General features: G+C 47.2%; 17 protein-coding genes and 2 pseudogenes. 15 read left to right on the top strand and 4 right to left on the bottom strand.

Going from position 1 to position 14,716, the window contains the following annotated elements; all coding sequences use genetic code 11:
• Complete coding sequence (locus tag IO95_RS10750) at positions 1-375, top strand: hypothetical protein (RefSeq protein ID WP_037385256.1); 375 nt, start codon at positions 1-3, stop codon at positions 373-375.
• 42 nt (positions 376-417) lie between these two features.
• On the opposite strand, the gene IO95_RS10755 is transcribed toward IO95_RS10750, so the two are convergent.
• From IO95_RS10755 to IO95_RS26470, 3 genes are all read right to left on the bottom strand, one after another.
• On the bottom strand, positions 418-762 hold the full coding sequence (locus IO95_RS10755) for a SymE family type I addiction module toxin (RefSeq protein ID WP_037385257.1): 345 nt from the start codon (positions 760-762) through the stop codon (positions 418-420).
• Positions 759-983: a SymE family type I addiction module toxin gene (locus tag IO95_RS10760; protein ID WP_023492670.1), complete on the bottom strand. Its 225-nt coding sequence runs from the start codon at positions 981-983 to the stop codon at positions 759-761. The genes IO95_RS10755 and IO95_RS10760 overlap by 4 nt, the downstream gene beginning before the upstream one ends.
• Positions 984-1,064: 81 nt before the next feature.
• Entirely contained in the window at positions 1,065-1,229 is a 165-nt protein-coding gene (locus tag IO95_RS26470) for a hypothetical protein (RefSeq protein WP_369794345.1), read from the bottom strand.
• A gap of 109 nt (positions 1,230-1,338) precedes the next feature.
• On the opposite strand from IO95_RS26470, the pseudogene IO95_RS10770 reads away from it, so the two are divergent.
• The 3 genes and pseudogenes from IO95_RS10770 to IO95_RS10780 form a co-directional block, all read left to right on the top strand.
• Positions 1,339-1,977 (top strand): annotated as a pseudogene (locus IO95_RS10770) (tyrosine-type recombinase/integrase); the annotation flags it as partial.
• 52 nt (positions 1,978-2,029) lie between these two features.
• On the top strand, positions 2,030-2,293 hold the full coding sequence (locus IO95_RS10775) for a type II toxin-antitoxin system ParD family antitoxin (RefSeq protein WP_023492668.1): 264 nt from the start codon (positions 2,030-2,032) through the stop codon (positions 2,291-2,293).
• Positions 2,290-2,517, top strand: a pseudogene (locus IO95_RS10780) (type II toxin-antitoxin system RelE/ParE family toxin); the annotation flags it as partial. The gene IO95_RS10775 and the pseudogene IO95_RS10780, both read left to right, overlap by 4 nt.
• Before the next feature lie 60 nt (positions 2,518-2,577).
• On the opposite strand, the gene IO95_RS25595 reads toward IO95_RS10780, so the two are convergent.
• Complete coding sequence (locus IO95_RS25595; RefSeq protein ID WP_160165615.1) at positions 2,578-2,748, bottom strand: hypothetical protein; 171 nt, start codon at positions 2,746-2,748, stop codon at positions 2,578-2,580.
• 254 nt (positions 2,749-3,002) lie between these two features.
• On the opposite strand from IO95_RS25595, the gene IO95_RS10785 reads away from it, so the two are divergent.
• The 11 genes from IO95_RS10785 (at position 3,003) to IO95_RS10835 (ending at position 14,703) form a co-directional block, all read left to right on the top strand.
• Positions 3,003-3,743 carry an SDR family oxidoreductase gene (locus IO95_RS10785; protein ID WP_023492666.1) on the top strand — a complete coding sequence of 247 codons (741 nt, stop codon included), beginning with the start codon at positions 3,003-3,005 and terminating at the stop codon, positions 3,741-3,743.
• A 19-nt stretch (positions 3,744-3,762) separates the two neighbouring features.
• The gene (locus tag IO95_RS10790; RefSeq protein WP_023492665.1) at positions 3,763-4,632 is read left to right on the top strand and encodes a fumarylacetoacetate hydrolase family protein; all 870 of its coding nucleotides are present in this window, start codon (positions 3,763-3,765) and stop codon (positions 4,630-4,632) included.
• A gap of 144 nt (positions 4,633-4,776) precedes the next feature.
• Complete coding sequence (locus IO95_RS10795) at positions 4,777-5,763, top strand: C-terminal binding protein (RefSeq protein WP_051791192.1); 987 nt, start codon at positions 4,777-4,779, stop codon at positions 5,761-5,763.
• A 201-nt stretch (positions 5,764-5,964) separates the two neighbouring features.
• Positions 5,965-7,296, top strand: coding sequence for a gluconate:H+ symporter (locus IO95_RS10800; protein ID WP_037385260.1), 1,332 nt, complete (start codon positions 5,965-5,967; stop codon positions 7,294-7,296).
• Between the two features lie 244 nt (positions 7,297-7,540).
• Positions 7,541-7,825 (top strand): DNA-damage-inducible protein J, encoded by a 285-nt coding sequence (locus tag IO95_RS10805; RefSeq protein WP_023491399.1) that lies wholly within the window; start codon positions 7,541-7,543, stop codon positions 7,823-7,825.
• Complete coding sequence (locus tag IO95_RS10810) at positions 7,822-8,127, top strand: type II toxin-antitoxin system RelE/ParE family toxin (protein ID WP_023491397.1); 306 nt, start codon at positions 7,822-7,824, stop codon at positions 8,125-8,127. The genes IO95_RS10805 and IO95_RS10810 overlap by 4 nt, the downstream gene beginning before the upstream one ends.
• Before the next feature lie 340 nt (positions 8,128-8,467).
• A complete protein-coding gene (locus IO95_RS10815) occupies positions 8,468-9,145 on the top strand; it encodes a helix-turn-helix transcriptional regulator (protein WP_023492938.1) in 678 nt (225 codons plus the stop codon).
• 10 nt (positions 9,146-9,155) lie between these two features.
• Positions 9,156-10,466: a cytosine permease gene (locus IO95_RS10820; RefSeq protein WP_037385262.1), complete on the top strand. Its 1,311-nt coding sequence runs from the start codon at positions 9,156-9,158 to the stop codon at positions 10,464-10,466.
• Positions 10,467-11,118: 652 nt separating this feature from the next.
• Entirely contained in the window at positions 11,119-12,021 is a 903-nt protein-coding gene (gene fieF, locus IO95_RS10825) for a CDF family cation-efflux transporter FieF (protein ID WP_023490685.1), read from the top strand.
• 275 nt (positions 12,022-12,296) lie between these two features.
• Positions 12,297-13,259 carry a 6-phosphofructokinase gene (gene pfkA / locus IO95_RS10830; RefSeq protein WP_023490686.1) on the top strand — a complete coding sequence of 321 codons (963 nt, stop codon included), beginning with the start codon at positions 12,297-12,299 and terminating at the stop codon, positions 13,257-13,259.
• Positions 13,260-13,719: 460 nt separating this feature from the next.
• On the top strand, positions 13,720-14,703 hold the full coding sequence (locus tag IO95_RS10835) for a sulfate ABC transporter substrate-binding protein (protein ID WP_023490687.1): 984 nt from the start codon (positions 13,720-13,722) through the stop codon (positions 14,701-14,703).
• The last annotated feature ends 13 nt before the right edge of the window (positions 14,704-14,716 follow it).

The raw sequence follows: 14,716 nt of genomic DNA on the forward strand, positions 1-14,716 counted from the left end.
ATGGATAAATATATTGATGATTATCTGACTGTTTTTGCTCAAACATCAGAGTATATAAAAAATGAAGTAAACAGATGTATCGAATATTGGTTGCCAGAGCCTCCACCGACGATCTTGCTGTTTTCACTAGTGGGTAAAGCACTGGTAAACCAGTTGGGTTCATTAAGTCAGTTGGAGAAATCAACCTTGTTTCAGCACATCGAAACAGGGATGCGGTCTGATAATGATGAGTTAGCAACTGCTGTTGCAACTGGACTTGTTGAATCGTTAATTACAGCATCTGATGAAAATGAGTCAGTTTGGCAAGAAATTGAAAGTTATCTGCATGTTGAGTCAAAAAAGCATGCGTTAGCATGGAAAAATTTTGGGCAGTAATCTTAGGCTTATTCCCCGGCCAACTGGCCGGGGTTCCAACATCTAAGCCCTAAAACCTTCCTCTTCCCGCCGCTGCACCCGGATCATCCCCGGTGCAGCGGTGATCTCCAGTTGTTCAGCGCTGGTTATGCCGCTCTCGGTCAGCCAGTCGCCAGCGATCACCAACTCGCCGTTATCCCGCACCCAATCCGCCCCCAAATCTTGCCGTTGCTGGCTGACAGAGCACAGTTGTTCCCAAGTGGCCTCATCGGTGACGGTGGTGACCCACAACGTGCGGTTCCTCAAGGTCAGTTGCAACGGGGTGCCGGTGGTAAAACCGAGTGCGGCCAGTGGCTTGCCGGACAATGTTAACTCTGGGATCGGTTCAGGGCTAAAAGTGATGTTCATGCGTTCCCCTCCGTGGTGGTTGCGGTGCGGATAATCAGTTGGCCCTGTTCCGCAATAATGCTCACGGGTTGGCCCTTGTTAAACCCCAGCGCTTCCAGCCAGCGGCCCTTGATGGTCAGTTGCGGTAATGGGTTCGGCCTGCCCCCGTTGGGGCGGTAGCCGACAATACTCTTACGGGCTTGGGGTGTAGCGGGTTCTGACTTATGATGTTGCTCAGCCATGGTAACTACTCCTGTTAGTTGCTTGTGGTTAGCGGGTTGTCGGTGTTCCACCACCTTCAACCCGCGCTAAAAATCTTCTTGTTAGCTGCCAGTCTCCTGCTGTTGCGCCTGTGCAATAACCGCATCTAGCATCTCAGCCACTATCTTCTGCCTACCCTTCGGTAACTGGCTGATAATCTCAATCTGTTGTTCCAGCCGTGATGCCGGGCCGCGCTTGCGTGGGGTGCGTTCTGTCTCTTCACCCAATAAACCTTCCAGAGAAACCGAAAGCAGTTTAGCTACAGCAGGCAGTATAGATATCTGTATCCGCCGCCGACCCGCTTCCCAAGTCTGTACCGCTTGTTGTGAAACATTAGACCCGGCTTCGGGTTTGGTGCTGCCAAAACAGGAAAAACGCTTGCCGCGCCGTATCCTGAGTGTGAAGGAGGTGGAGCAGGTGTTGGCGCTGCCGGATATCAGCACCTTGCAGGGGTTGCGTGACCTGGCGTTGTTAGAGCTGTTGTGGTCAACCGGGATGCTGCGCATGGAAGTGGCCGGGCTTGACCAGTACACGGTTGATACCAGCCGTAAAACAGTGACTATCCGCCAGGGTAAAGGGAAAAAAGACCGGGTTATCCCCATCGGTGACCGGGCGTTGAAATGGGTACAACACTATCAGCAACAGGTGCGGCCGCAACTGGTGGTTAATCCCGAGGTTGAGGCGCTGTTCGTGGCACTGGATGGCTTGGCAGGGTTAACACCCAATGGCGTTACGGCTGTCACCAAAAGCGATATCGTGGCTTCCGGTGTCAACCGCTGGGGCAGTTGCCACCTGTTCCGCCATGCCATGGCAACCCAGATGCTGGAGAACGGCGCCTATATCCGCTGGATACAAGCCATGCTCGGTCATGCCAGTCTCGAGTCTACACAAATCTATACGCAAGTGAGCATCCGGGTGTTACAGGCAGTTCATGCCTCCACTCACCCCGCAGAGCAGGTTGATGAAAATGAGTAACTCTGAAATACTAATAGTTAATAATTGATAGTAATCTGATGGAGAAAATACTATGCCAACCAGCGTGGCGCTAAGCCCCTACTTCGAGGCGTTCATCCGGGAACAGATAGCAAGTGGACGCTACAACAATACCAGTGAAGTTATCCGTGCCGGACTTCGTGCACTGGAGGAACGGGAACAACAGATGAAACTGGAATCACTACAAAAAGCGGTCAGTGCAGGTATAAACAGCGGTGAAAGCAAAGAAGCTGAACCCGTGTTTAACCGGCTGACACGTAAATACCGCAGTATGGCAGAGGGTAATCAGAGCAAATGAAGCTGAGCCTATCGCCACTGGCGGAGCATGATATCGAGACCATCGGCGACTATATCGCCCAAGATAATCCGTTAAGGGCGGTGAGCTTTACTGATGAGTTATATCAGCAATGCCTACTGATAAGTGAATCACCCGACGTTTACCGCGAGAGGCAAGAACTGGGCCAGAGGATAAGAAGCTGCACTTATGGACGTTACCTTATTGTGTATAGCGTTCATGATGTTTAAGTCAGAATAGAAAGGGTGTTGCACGGAGCCAGAGATATCAGTCTGTTGTTCCCTGGGTCACCGGAAAGTCCGCAAAGCTAGCTGGTTATCTGTGAGTCGGTGGGTGTGGGAAGCCCACGGCAGCAGGCGCGCAATCAGGCTCTTCTTCTCAATCATCACCAACTCATCGTTATCCTGCCCACAATCCGCACCCAATCCGCCCACAAAATCATGGCGGCCTTGGCTCACTACGCACAACGCATGGCAAGCGACCTCACAGTTCTATCCATATTGGCGCCGAAATTCGCGACTTTGCGCACAGATATGGCACAGCCCACTTGAGTAATTGTTATTCAAAAGTTACACATTGGTAACATTTTGAAATATTAAGTTTCTTTTTATAACAAATAACAATAAGTAAGAGGTTCTTCTTGATGTTGAAAAACTGAGCTTTAATCCCCTCAATGGCCTGACCATCAGGCCGCAGTGCTACAGGAGGCAGCATGAATTTATCTGGAAAACGGGTTCTGATCACAGCAGCAGGACAAGGAATTGGTCTAAGCAGCGCCAAACTTTTTGCAGCAGCGGGTGCTAACGTCCTTGCCAGCGATATCCATACCGAACAACTACAAGGCTTGGATGGCATTACACCACTAACGCTGGATGTTACCGATACCAGAGCGATTGCCGCAGTGGCAGAAACGGTGGGCACGTTGGATGTATTGTTCAACTGTGCCGGAGTGGTACACAGCGGTTCTATCCTCAACTGCAGTGAACAACAATGGCAATTTGCACTCGATCTTAACGTAACCGCGATGTTTCGCATGATCCGCGCTTTCTTGCCCGCTATGTTGGAGCGCCAACAGGGGTCGATTATCAATATGTCTTCTGTCGCTTCCAGCGTGAAGGGGGTGCCTAACCGCTTTGCCTACAGCGCTTCCAAAGCCGCAGTCATTGGCCTAACGCGCTCAGTAGCGGCGGATTATGTTTCCCAAGGGATCCGCTGCAATGCCATTTGCCCAGGCACCGTGGAATCACCTTCTTTGCATCAGCGCATTGCTGAACAAGCTCGTGAACAAGGCAGTAGCATCGAAACGGTTTATCAGTCATTTGTCGAGCGCCAGCCGCTGGGCCGCATTGGCAAAGCCGAAGAGATCGCCAAGTTGGCGTTGTATCTTGCGTCAGACGCCAGTTCCTATACTACTGGCACCGTACAGATTATTGATGGCGGTTGGAGCAACTAAGGCTTAAGGAAAGAGAATAATGAAACTTTTACGTTATGGTGCGGCAGGGCGGGAATGCCCAGGTGTTTATGATAATAACGGCAATATTCGCGACCTTTCGCAGCATATTACCGATGTGGCCGGATTGGCCCTGTTGCCGGAAAACCTCACTCGTTTGCAGCAACTTGATCTTGCCACCCTACCGTTGGTCGAAGGAAAGCCGCGTCTGGGTGCTTGTGTCGGTAACATTGGCAAATTCATCTGTATTGGACTGAACTATGCCGACCACGCAGAGGAAACCGGTGCAGCGATCCCAACAGAACCCGTCGTTTTCAATAAATGGACCAGTGCCGTGGTTGGGCCAAACGACGATGTACTGATCCCCAGAGACTCAATCAAAACAGACTGGGAAGTGGAACTGGGCGTGGTGATTGGCCTAGGGGGAAGCTATATCAGCGAACAGGATGCCATGCAGCATGTCGCCGGTTATTGCGTAATTAATGATGTATCTGAGCGCGAGTTTCAGCTTGAACGCGGCGGCACCTGGGACAAAGGCAAAGGCTGCGATACCTTTGGCCCCATCGGCCCTTGGCTGGTCACTACTGATGAAATTCCTGACCCGCATAGCCTCAACTTATGGCTGGAGGTGGATGGTAAACGCTATCAGAATGGAAATACCAACACCATGATCTTCTCGATCCCGTACATCATCAGCTACCTGAGCCGTTTTATGAGCCTGCAACCCGGGGATGTGATTTCCACAGGCACACCTCCAGGAGTGGGGATGGGGCAAAAACCCTATCCAATCTACCTGCAACCCAATCAAACGATGCGCCTGGGAATAGATGGCTTGGGTGAACAGTGCCAAAGAACTGTAGGTTACCCGGTTAAACGCTCAAACAATCTGTAAAAGGCAAAGTCGTAAACTTCGCCAAGCACATAGCTCGTTTTCTAGCGACACTCTCACCTTCCCAGAGAGAAAGCACAACCCGTGAACATGCAACTTTAAATATGACAAATATAAAATAAACAACAGAAACCCTGGAGCGTTACGATGAAAAAATTAGTTGTACTGGATGGGCACCATTATCCTGAAGGGGAATTTGATAAAATTAAAGAACTCTGTTCCAGCAATGGAATAGCCTTCGATGTTCTTGACTGTGTCACCCCTGAAGATGCAATTCAAACAGCACAGAATGCCGATGCGGCAATCTGTATTTATCTCCCTATGGATGATGATTTACTCAAGAATTTACCGAATTTACGCATGGTGGTTCGAAGTGGTATTGGTGTTGATAATCTCGACTTACCAGCATTTACTAAAAATAGAGTCCTTGCCTGCAACGTGCCGGACTATGGCGTGGAAGAAGTTGCAATCCATGCGCTCAGTTTACTTCTTGCACTGGAGCGGAAAATAGTTCTGTACAATAATAGCGTACACAGCGGAGAGTGGAATGAGGACACAGGTTATGCAATGCGGCGAGTCAGTCAGCGAACTGTTGGTCTCCTTGGTTTCGGGCGTATCGCTCGTAAATTATCTTGTTTTTTAACGCCATTGGGATATTCGCAAATTGCTTTCGATCCTCACCTTCCCTCTCATTTTTTTACTTCAGCAGGGGTTGAGAGTGTTAGCTTAGATTTTCTGCTTCAGCACTCCGATATTCTTGTTGTTATGGCACCATTGAATGAAGAAACCCATCATATCATCAATGATGAAACTCTGGCCAAAGCTAAAGATGGCCTTTTTATTATTAATACAGCACGTGGGGCTTTGGTAGATACTCATGCCATCATTCGAGCGTTAGATTCAGGTAAAATAAAAGCTATTGGCTTTGATGTCTTAGAAGAGGAACCACCTAAAGGCCTGTGCCAAGAACTTATAGGTAGGCCAAATGTGATTGTGACCCCACATATAGGATATAGGTCATTAGAGTCCTTCGAGGCCTTAAAAAGAATGGCGGCAGAAACGGCAATTTCTTTTTTAAACGGTGGGGATGCCTACAATGTAGTCAACAAAGAAATTATCGGTCAATCTCGATAAATAGCAATCATTAAGCAATAAAGCTCAATAGAACCACTATTTCTTCAGTAACACAGATTCACTATAAATTTATAGGTTATGTTTATTAATTAAAATCATTTTTCATTTTATAGATTGTGTGAAATTTAAACACCATCAATAGTAAACTATTGAGCAGCTAGTTATAAATATTTAAAGCGAACCAATAAAAAGGAGTCCGCCATGCCTCTGGTTATATTGCTTTCCGGTGTAATATTACTGTTCACTTTAATTATTGCATTTAAGCTGAATGGTTTTCTTGCTTTAATGCTCGCAGCTATCTTTGTTGGGCTTATGCAAGGCATGGAGCCGTTAAGCATTGTTAAATCAATAGAGCATGGCCTTGGGAGCACCTTTGGACATATCGGCATCATTGTTGTTCTCGGCGCTATATTTGGCACGCTCATCGCTGAAGGAGGAGGAGCCCAAAGTATAGCCTCCAATCTGCTCAGAGTATTTGGTCAAAAATATGTCACTTGGGCAATTTGCCTTGCTTCATTTATTCTTGGTGTCATTTTATTCTGGGAAGTGAGCTTCGTTTTGATTATTCCCATTGTTTACACCATCGCTATAGAAGCGCGAGTCAAGTTACTGAAGGTCGGGCTGCCATTTTTAATGGCAATTACATTGACACATTGTTTCCTTCCCCCACATCCCGGGCCGGTTGCAGTTGCCTCCGTGCTCAATCAGGCTAATATTGGTATTATATTGATATATGGGTTAATAATATCCATACCCGGTGCGTTAATATTCGGGTTATCCATGCCAAAACTTTACTCAAAATGGGATATCGATATCCCCGAAAATCTTATTGCCAAAAAAAGCTTTAATGATGAAGATCTTCCCAGCTTATCACTCAGTCTGCTTACGGCCTTTTTCCCTGTCGCCCTTATTTTAATTAGTGTTATTTGTGAATTTATGTTGGCGAACGACTCCAGCATTAAAATAATCTTAACATTTATCGGTAACCCAGACATTGCCTTGTTAATCTCTGTTTTTATTGCCTTATACGTTTTTGGTCTACGTGGTGGGCGAAGAAAGATGCAAGATTTAATGAAAAGTGTCGAGTCTTCCATCATCAGCATGGGGGCCTTGCTTTTTGTATTCGGCGGAGGTGGGGCATTCAAACAAGTCATACTGGATAGCGGTATGGCGGATTATATTGCCGATATCACCAGAACATGGGATATATCTCCCCTCCTCCTTGCCTGGCTGATAACCTGTAGCATCAGATTATGTGTTGGCTCCGCAACCGTGACCGTGCTCACCGCATCAGCCATTATATTACCCATATTAAACTCTACCGGTGCTAATGCTGAACTGATGGTATTGGCAATATGTACCGCATCTGTATTTGGAGGCCCACCTAATGATGTCGCCTTTTGGTTTATTAAAGAATACTTTAATCTTTCGATAATCCAAACCGTGAAAGTCTGGTGTGTACAGGCAACATTACTGGCATTGTATGGCCTTATCGGGGTTATTGTCTTAAATACCGTGATCGGCATAATTTGATATATACAAAATAATTCGAGTTGTTTGTAGGGGCCAGCGATGGAATCCTTAAATGGCTGCCCCTAATACTGCGACACCTTTGCCTGACCGTGCTTCCTGCCAGGGAATGGACTTACCGTTTTCATAAAGATTTAGTCATTGCCACATCGAAGCCATCGGCGACGATATCGCCGTTAAGAGAGTGACAGCCCCAAAAATAACTCGCATAATGACAACACGAATGACACCACACGGTGAGATGATAATGAGTACAGTCCACTTCAGAATCGATGAAGAGACCAAACGCTTGGCGATGCAAGCAGCGGAAAGACAGAGAACGACTCTGACAGAGGTGATGCGCCAGCGAGTAGAAGAACTGGCCGAGGAGGAGCGTCGTTATCAAAACAGTGAACATGATGGCTGGTTGGAGCAGCAAATAATAGAAGCGTTCAGCCGCTATGATGGCGGTGAAGGCGATTTTATCAGCAACGACGAAATGAATAGCCACATGAATGAGCTGAAAATGCAGGCAGCGCGGGGCAAACTGTGACATCAGTTGTTCAGTGGGAAAAACAGGCACAGGCAGACCGCGAGACTATCTTCCGTTACCTGTACCAAGAAGCGGGTCTATCAATAGCCAGCGCCACAGATGACAAGTTCGTCGGCATGGCGAATATCCTTCAGGATAATCCGTTGGCAGGGGTAAAAGCAGGAAATACCGAGAAACAGCGCAAACTGGTGGTTCCACGCTTCCCGTTTATTATCATATATGTCGTTGAAGGGAGTGTTGTTCGGGTTCTTCGAGTACTGTACACCTCCCGGAAAATAGCTGGATGGTATAGCAAAAAGTAGGGTTATTAAACGTTTCAGTGATGAAAGCAATTTAATAAATATTGCCAACCGCGAAGTACCACAAGTATAAATATAAAAAAACCCAGCGAGCTCTATACTCACCGGGTATAATAAGGCCATTCTATTTTCTTAGCCAAACAAGAGTTAATATTTAACAATATTACTCCCGCATTATTTATATTTATCGATTTCCCTAGTGTTAGCCTATTTTGAGTCTACTTTATAAACCCGGCTTGTATATACGTACTTATTACGTACTCATTAGACTCCAGTTTCCCTTGATGCTTCAGATATGTTAATGTATGCTGAAAAACCACACTAAACCAATGGATGGTAGCCGATGTCTTATTATATTAAAAACTCGTTGGAAGAACTCATACCTTATCTCGCAATGACTGATGTCCCCTGGGGTATCAGGGATCTTGAGTCCGTTAATGTTTATGTCAATGCCGCTGGTTTAAGGATGTTAAGCCTCCCCAAAAACTATGACATTGTAGGAAGAGTTGACCAAGAAGCACCCGCTGACTGGAGTGAATTGGCTGAGGAATACGTGGCTCAAGATGGGAGCGTTATCCGGAGAAAAGCTAATGTCCCGGTTATAGAAACCAGTCAGTGGTATGGTAACTCTCATCTTTCCGTCTTTATCGGTGATAAGTATCCTATTTTCCGTGGTGATACTGTGGTAGGGACTATCTGGTCTTCACGCCCTTTCCAATTGCTAACTCCGATGAACTATTTCAAAAATGAAAAAGCCCGGTTCGTTAGTTCATTAGCCCCTACTGATACCTTTACACCAACAGAGCTGAAAGTCATATTTTTCTTGATACAGCGACATTCAGCCAAAGAAATATCCAAAGCTTTGGATATAGCCCCCAGAACCATTGAGCGGCATATTTATTCAATATATCAAAAAGCAGAAGTATCCAGTCTGCATCAGTTTATTGAGTATGCTTTGGTTATTGGCCTGGACTGCTATATACCAGAAGACTTTATTGTGAGAGGCGTTAATTTTATTTAAGGATAAAAGAGTGTCTAAAGAAATAGATGAATTTGCATTAAAACGCGTCCCTCGTAATGGACGGTTACCTTTCATTGGTGTTGCTCTTGTCCATGCTGGTATGCTCACGGCACTGGATCAGTTTATGTTAGGGGCAGCGTTAGGGCATGGCATGTCGATTTTTGATGCCTATACCGCGATTTTGATTGCCAGTATCATCTGCGGTGTTCTGACCTATGGTATGGGCGTTGCCGGTATGCAAGAGGGCATGTCCTGTAGTTTGTTGGCAAGATGGTATGGCTTTGGTCGTATTGGCTCTGCACTAATAGGTCTCGTTATCGCCATCAGTTTAATGGGTTGGTTTGGCATTCAAACCGCGATATTTGGCAAGTCGCTGGATTTTGCCTTGGGTGGGCATCTTGGTTTTAAAGTTTCGGCGGCCATCGCCGGTATCTTATTAACTCTGTTGGTTTCTATTGGATTTAAAGCCCTGCGGTGGATAGCGAAATTTGCCATCCCACTGTTTCTCGCCGCCATTTGTTATCTCTCATTTATCACTCTTTCAGGGCATGATATTCCGGCATTGATACAAGCCCAGCCAAGCGGTGAAGTGATTAGCATCAGCTCCGCCATCACCATTATCATTGGTTCATACATATTGGCAGCCCTGATAACGCCGGATATCACACGTTATCTCAGCAGTAAAAAGCAAGTGATGGGTGTATCGCTTATCACCATCATTGTGGGTGAGTTTATTGTTAATGGGTTGGCGATTACCCTGGCGCGCAGCATTAATTCTGCGGATGTGGTAACTATTATGTCCACGGCGGCAGGCGGAGTAGGTTTATTAATTGTAATTTTCTCAACCCTGCGTGTTAATGACCTTAACCTTTACTCATCTTCCTTGGGGTTGGTAAATGCGGTTGAATGCCTGTTTGGCATTAAACTTCACTATGCCATCACCACATTGTGTATTGGCGCGGTTGGAACAACCTTGTCCATTATGGGTATTCTGGATCGGTTCATTGACTTCCTGGAACTGTTGGGCATTCTATTCCCCCCAATTGTCGGCATTATGCTGGTTGAATTCTATTTTGTACGAACCTATAAACAAGTGTTGGACAATTCTCGCATTACAGAAACGCTACCTGATCAGAAGAATACCCCTAATATCGTCTGGCCCGGTATCCTCGGATGTGTATTCGGGGCTACTATCGGGTTTGTCATTACTGTGGGGGTTCCTGCCATCAACGCGTTAGTTGCAGCCAGTCTGTTTTACTATGTTGTCACCGTGCTTTTATACCGATATAAGCTGATGAATAGACCATTGCAGCTTGACTGACTATTTGCATTCAACAGTTTGACGATATGATTAATCTTGGGCTCAGTAATGGGCCCATTTTATTGCCACTCACCAACACCCAGAGCGAACAGGAGAAGTAGAGAGTCGCGTTACTGTATGGAGGAAGCCCCTGAAATAGGGTGGCGATGCTAACTAAGCCTGCTGGCGAAAAGAACGAGACATTAAAAATACCCAAAAAAAAACTGATCCCGATTAAAGGATCAGATGCCAAATTGGCCAACACCAGGGAAATCTTCTAAGAAAATTCCTAAACATTGTTGTAAATCACTGGTCACTTGTCAATCCGTTTTCCTCCCCAATCACGCAATAAGGTACTAAATGCCTATTTTTTATCCATTAGTAATCAACCACAACGTCCGTCACTTCATCCCCACTTAACCTTAGAAACATTGCTGAGGCTGGTTACTTCGCTGGCAGGGGTACCGTCATCGGCTCACAAGGGTGGCAGCACGACCAGTAAATACTGAACACCACTGAAGAAAGAGGCGTCATCAAAATCAAACGGGGCCTTATGGTGACCCGCCTTGAGCGCTGAACCAATAACAAAGTCACCGAACTCGTCTGAACGACAGGCCCCTTTTTGCCTGAACTTTCGTTATACTGAGCGCATCAAATTTTTTCGGGATTTTTTATGGAAAAGCAATATGCGCGTCTGGTGCAGTCTGCTGCTTTAGCTGCTACCACGGTTGCATCTGTTTTGCTGTTAATAAAAATATTGGCCTGGTATCTCACTGGCTCGGTGAGCTTGCTGGCGGCCTTGGTAGACTCATTGGTTGACATCGCCGCTTCAGTGACCAACCTACTGGTGGTGCGTTATTCCCTGCAACCGGCGGATGCCAAACATGCTTTCGGTCATGGTAAAGCGGAGTCGCTGGCGGCGCTGGCGCAAAGCATGTTCATCTCTGGTTCTGCCCTGTTTCTGTTTCTTACCGGTTTTCAGCATCTGTATGCCCCACAACCGCTTAATTCTCCGGGCATCGGTGTGATTGTTACGGTAATTGCCCTGGTGAGCACCCTGGTTCTGGTGTCTTATCAACGTTGGGTGGTGAGAAAAACCCGTAGCCAGGCGATACGTGCCGATATGTTGCACTATCAGTCAGATGTTTTGATGAACAGTGCCATTCTGGTGGCTCTGGGGCTCAGTTGGTACGGGTTCCACCGGGCAGATGCTCTGTTTGCTCTAGGCATTGGGGTTTATATTCTTTATAGCGCGCTACGTATGGCCTATGAGGCAGTGCAATCGTTGCTGGACCGCGCCTTGCCAGAGGATGAGCACCAGGCAATTATTGATGTAGTCTCTTCCCGCCCTGGCGTCACGGGTGCGCACGACCTGCGGACTCGGCAATCTGGACCCACACGCTTTATTCAATTACATCTGGAAATGGACGATGACTTGCCGTTGGTACAGGCACACAACATTGTCGAAGAGATTGAGCAGGCGCTATTGCAGCGTTTCCCGGGGGCGGATGTGATTATCCACATGGATCCTTGGTCTGTCGTACCACCAGGCCAACAAGGCAAGTGGGAACTATAATCAAGCTATCTGAGTCTTACCTAATGCTCTACTGGGCTATTAGCTTTATCTATTAGTCAAGCTGTTGTGAATTGCGTAATATTGATCTATCCCAGGCTATCACATAAGACTCTTACCTTGATATTGTGTGACCTGAATCAATTCAGCTAGGTGTTTTTGCTATAAAATCGAGCAATAAAAGCCGTAAACCGGGTTTTTTCGTCAGTGACGAGTACCAGGGTAGCTGGCGAAGACAGAATCCTTAAAAAATTGCATTAATCAGTTCAGAGGTAGTCATGATCAAAAAAATCGGTGTACTGACAAGTGGTGGCGATGCCCCAGGTATGAATGCGGCCATCCGTGGCGTGGTGCGTGCTGCGTTGTCAGAAGGTCTGGAAGTATTCGGTATTTACGATGGCTACCTTGGTTTGTACGAAGACCGTATGGAACAACTAGACCGCTTTAGCGTGTCCGACATGATTAACCGTGGCGGTACTTTTCTAGGTTCTGCACGTTTCCCGGAATTCAGAGATGAAAACGTACGTGCCAAGGCGATCGAAAACCTGAGAAAGCACGGTATTGATGCCTTGGTGGTTATTGGTGGTGACGGTTCCTATATGGGGGCAAAACGCCTGACAGAAGAGGGGTTCCCTTGTATTGGCCTGCCAGGAACTATCGATAATGACGTGGCTGGGACTGACTACACCATTGGTTACTTCACCGCATTGGAAACCGTGGTAGAAGCGATTGACCGCCTGCGGGATACCTCTTCATCCCACCAGCGTATTTCCATTGTGGAAGTGATGGGTCGTTACTGTGGCGATCTGACCCTGGCTGCAGCGATTGCGGGCGGCTGTGAGTTTATCGTGTTGCCAGAAACCGAATTCAACCGTGATGATTTGGTTGATGAAATTCAAGCCGGTATCGACAAAGGTAAGAAACACGCCATTGTGGCGATCACTGAACACGTCTGTGATATTGATGAGCTGGCGCGTCATATCGAGGAGAAAACCCAGCGTGAAACCCGAGCCACGGTGCTGGGCCATATTCAACGAGGTGGTTCACCGGTCGCTTATGACCGTATCCTGGCTTCCCGCATGGGGGCGTATGCCATCGATTTACTGGTACAAGGCTATGGTGGTCGCTGTGTCGGTATCCAGAATGAGAAAATGGTACACCATGATATCGTGGATGCGATCGAAAACATGAAACGTCCATTCAAAGGCGATTGGCTGGAAACGGCAAAGAAACTTTATTGATCCCTCCTCAAGCGAATTGCTGTCAAAAAGCCCCAGTTTGGGGCTTTTTTCTTTTCAAGTTACTTCAGGCATGACGAATATATACCCAAGTTCACTCAAGTTGCAGGTAGGCGGCAATCGAATGAATCCCTAGGAGCATAGCCAACTATGTGACTAGGGTGAGTGAGAGCAGCCAACAACCCTGCAGTTTGAATGGCGACGGGTATATACCGCCCCATCTCCGGCAGCAGACCCCCTTCCTGATTGATATATTCCAGAATGGTCTAGTAGGACGTTTTTTATTCTTTAATGGTAAGAATGTTTTCTGGCAGGCTCTATACCCAGGGCAATTCAAGTTACCGCTTGAATGGCGAAGAAGGTATATCCAGATTGAATCAGGTAGTAGGAACCGATTTATCCCATGATTTGGCATGACGGTTTACCTGCTGAGGTGAGTCATTTTCTTGCGGAGAAATGAGCAATGCATAAGTGGGGGCTGATTATATTGCTATTGGCATCGGGTGCCATGGCTAAAGATATTCAACTACTGAATATTTCATATGATCCAACACGTGAGTTCTATCAGGAATATAACGCTGCATTTGCTCAATATTGGCAGCAGAAAACAGGAGACAAAGTCAAGGTACGCCAATCACACGGGGGGTCAGGCAAGCAGGCTACCTCGGTGATCAATGGTATTGACGCGGATGTGGTCACCCTGGCGTTGGCTTATGATGTGGATGCCATTGCTGAACGCGGTCATATTGATAAGGCGTGGATCAAACGGCTGCCAGATAACTCGGCCCCCTATACTTCGACCATTGTCTTCCTGGTCCGTAAGGGCAACCCAAAACAGATCCAGGATTGGGGGGATCTGGTTAAGCCTGGGGTGGCGATTATTACCCCGAACCCTAAAACCTCCGGGGGTGCTCGTTGGAATTATCTGGCGGCTTGGGGCTATGCCCTGCACCATAATCACGGGGATACCGCCAAGGCGCAGGAGTTCGTGAAACAACTGTACCGCAATGTGGAAGTCTTGGATGCCGGCGCCCGTGGAGCCACCAATACCTTTGTTGAGCGCAATATGGGTGATGTGCTGATCGCTTGGGAAAATGAAGCCCTGATGGCAGCCAAACAGTTGGGTAAAGACAAGTTTGAAGTGATTACCCCCAGCGAATCGATTCTGGCAGAGCCTACGGTATCGGTGGTGGATCGGGTGGTGGATAAACGTGGCTCGCGTGATTTGGCCACGGCTTACCTGACCTACCTCTATTCAACGCAAGGGCAGACCATTGCGGCAAAAAATTACTATCGCCCGCGAAATACTGAGGTAGCTGAAAAATTCACGCAGCAGTTTCCGACGCTGAAATTGTTCACCATAGATGACACGTTTGGCGGTTGGGCAGAGGCGCAGAAAGTACACTTTGCCACAGGTGGCATATTTGATGAAATCAGCAAACGCTGAGGGTGGGTTTCCG

This window comes from Serratia sp. DD3, assembly GCF_000496755.2.

Excerpts from the sequence above, each read along its gene's own strand:
- IO95_RS10760 (WP_023492670.1), bottom strand. The coding sequence starts at position 983 with ATGGCTGAGCAACATCATAAGTCAGAACCCGCTACACCCCAAGCCCGT.
- IO95_RS10755 (WP_037385257.1), bottom strand. The coding sequence starts at position 762 with ATGAACATCACTTTTAGCCCTGAACCGATCCCAGAGTTAACATTGTCC.
- IO95_RS10815 (WP_023492938.1), top strand. The coding sequence starts at position 8,468 with ATGTCTTATTATATTAAAAACTCGTTGGAAGAACTCATACCTTATCTC.
- IO95_RS10795 (WP_051791192.1), top strand. The coding sequence starts at position 4,777 with ATGAAAAAATTAGTTGTACTGGATGGGCACCATTATCCTGAAGGGGAA.
- fieF (WP_023490685.1), top strand. The coding sequence starts at position 11,119 with ATGGAAAAGCAATATGCGCGTCTGGTGCAGTCTGCTGCTTTAGCTGCT.
- IO95_RS10785 (WP_023492666.1), top strand. The coding sequence starts at position 3,003 with ATGAATTTATCTGGAAAACGGGTTCTGATCACAGCAGCAGGACAAGGA.
- IO95_RS10835 (WP_023490687.1), top strand. The coding sequence starts at position 13,720 with ATGCATAAGTGGGGGCTGATTATATTGCTATTGGCATCGGGTGCCATG.
- IO95_RS10790 (WP_023492665.1), top strand. The coding sequence starts at position 3,763 with ATGAAACTTTTACGTTATGGTGCGGCAGGGCGGGAATGCCCAGGTGTT.
- IO95_RS10800 (WP_037385260.1), top strand. The coding sequence starts at position 5,965 with ATGCCTCTGGTTATATTGCTTTCCGGTGTAATATTACTGTTCACTTTA.
- pfkA (WP_023490686.1), top strand. The coding sequence starts at position 12,297 with ATGATCAAAAAAATCGGTGTACTGACAAGTGGTGGCGATGCCCCAGGT.
- IO95_RS10805 (WP_023491399.1), top strand. The coding sequence starts at position 7,541 with ATGAGTACAGTCCACTTCAGAATCGATGAAGAGACCAAACGCTTGGCG.
- IO95_RS10750 (WP_037385256.1), top strand. The coding sequence starts at position 1 with ATGGATAAATATATTGATGATTATCTGACTGTTTTTGCTCAAACATCA.
- IO95_RS10775 (WP_023492668.1), top strand. The coding sequence starts at position 2,030 with ATGCCAACCAGCGTGGCGCTAAGCCCCTACTTCGAGGCGTTCATCCGG.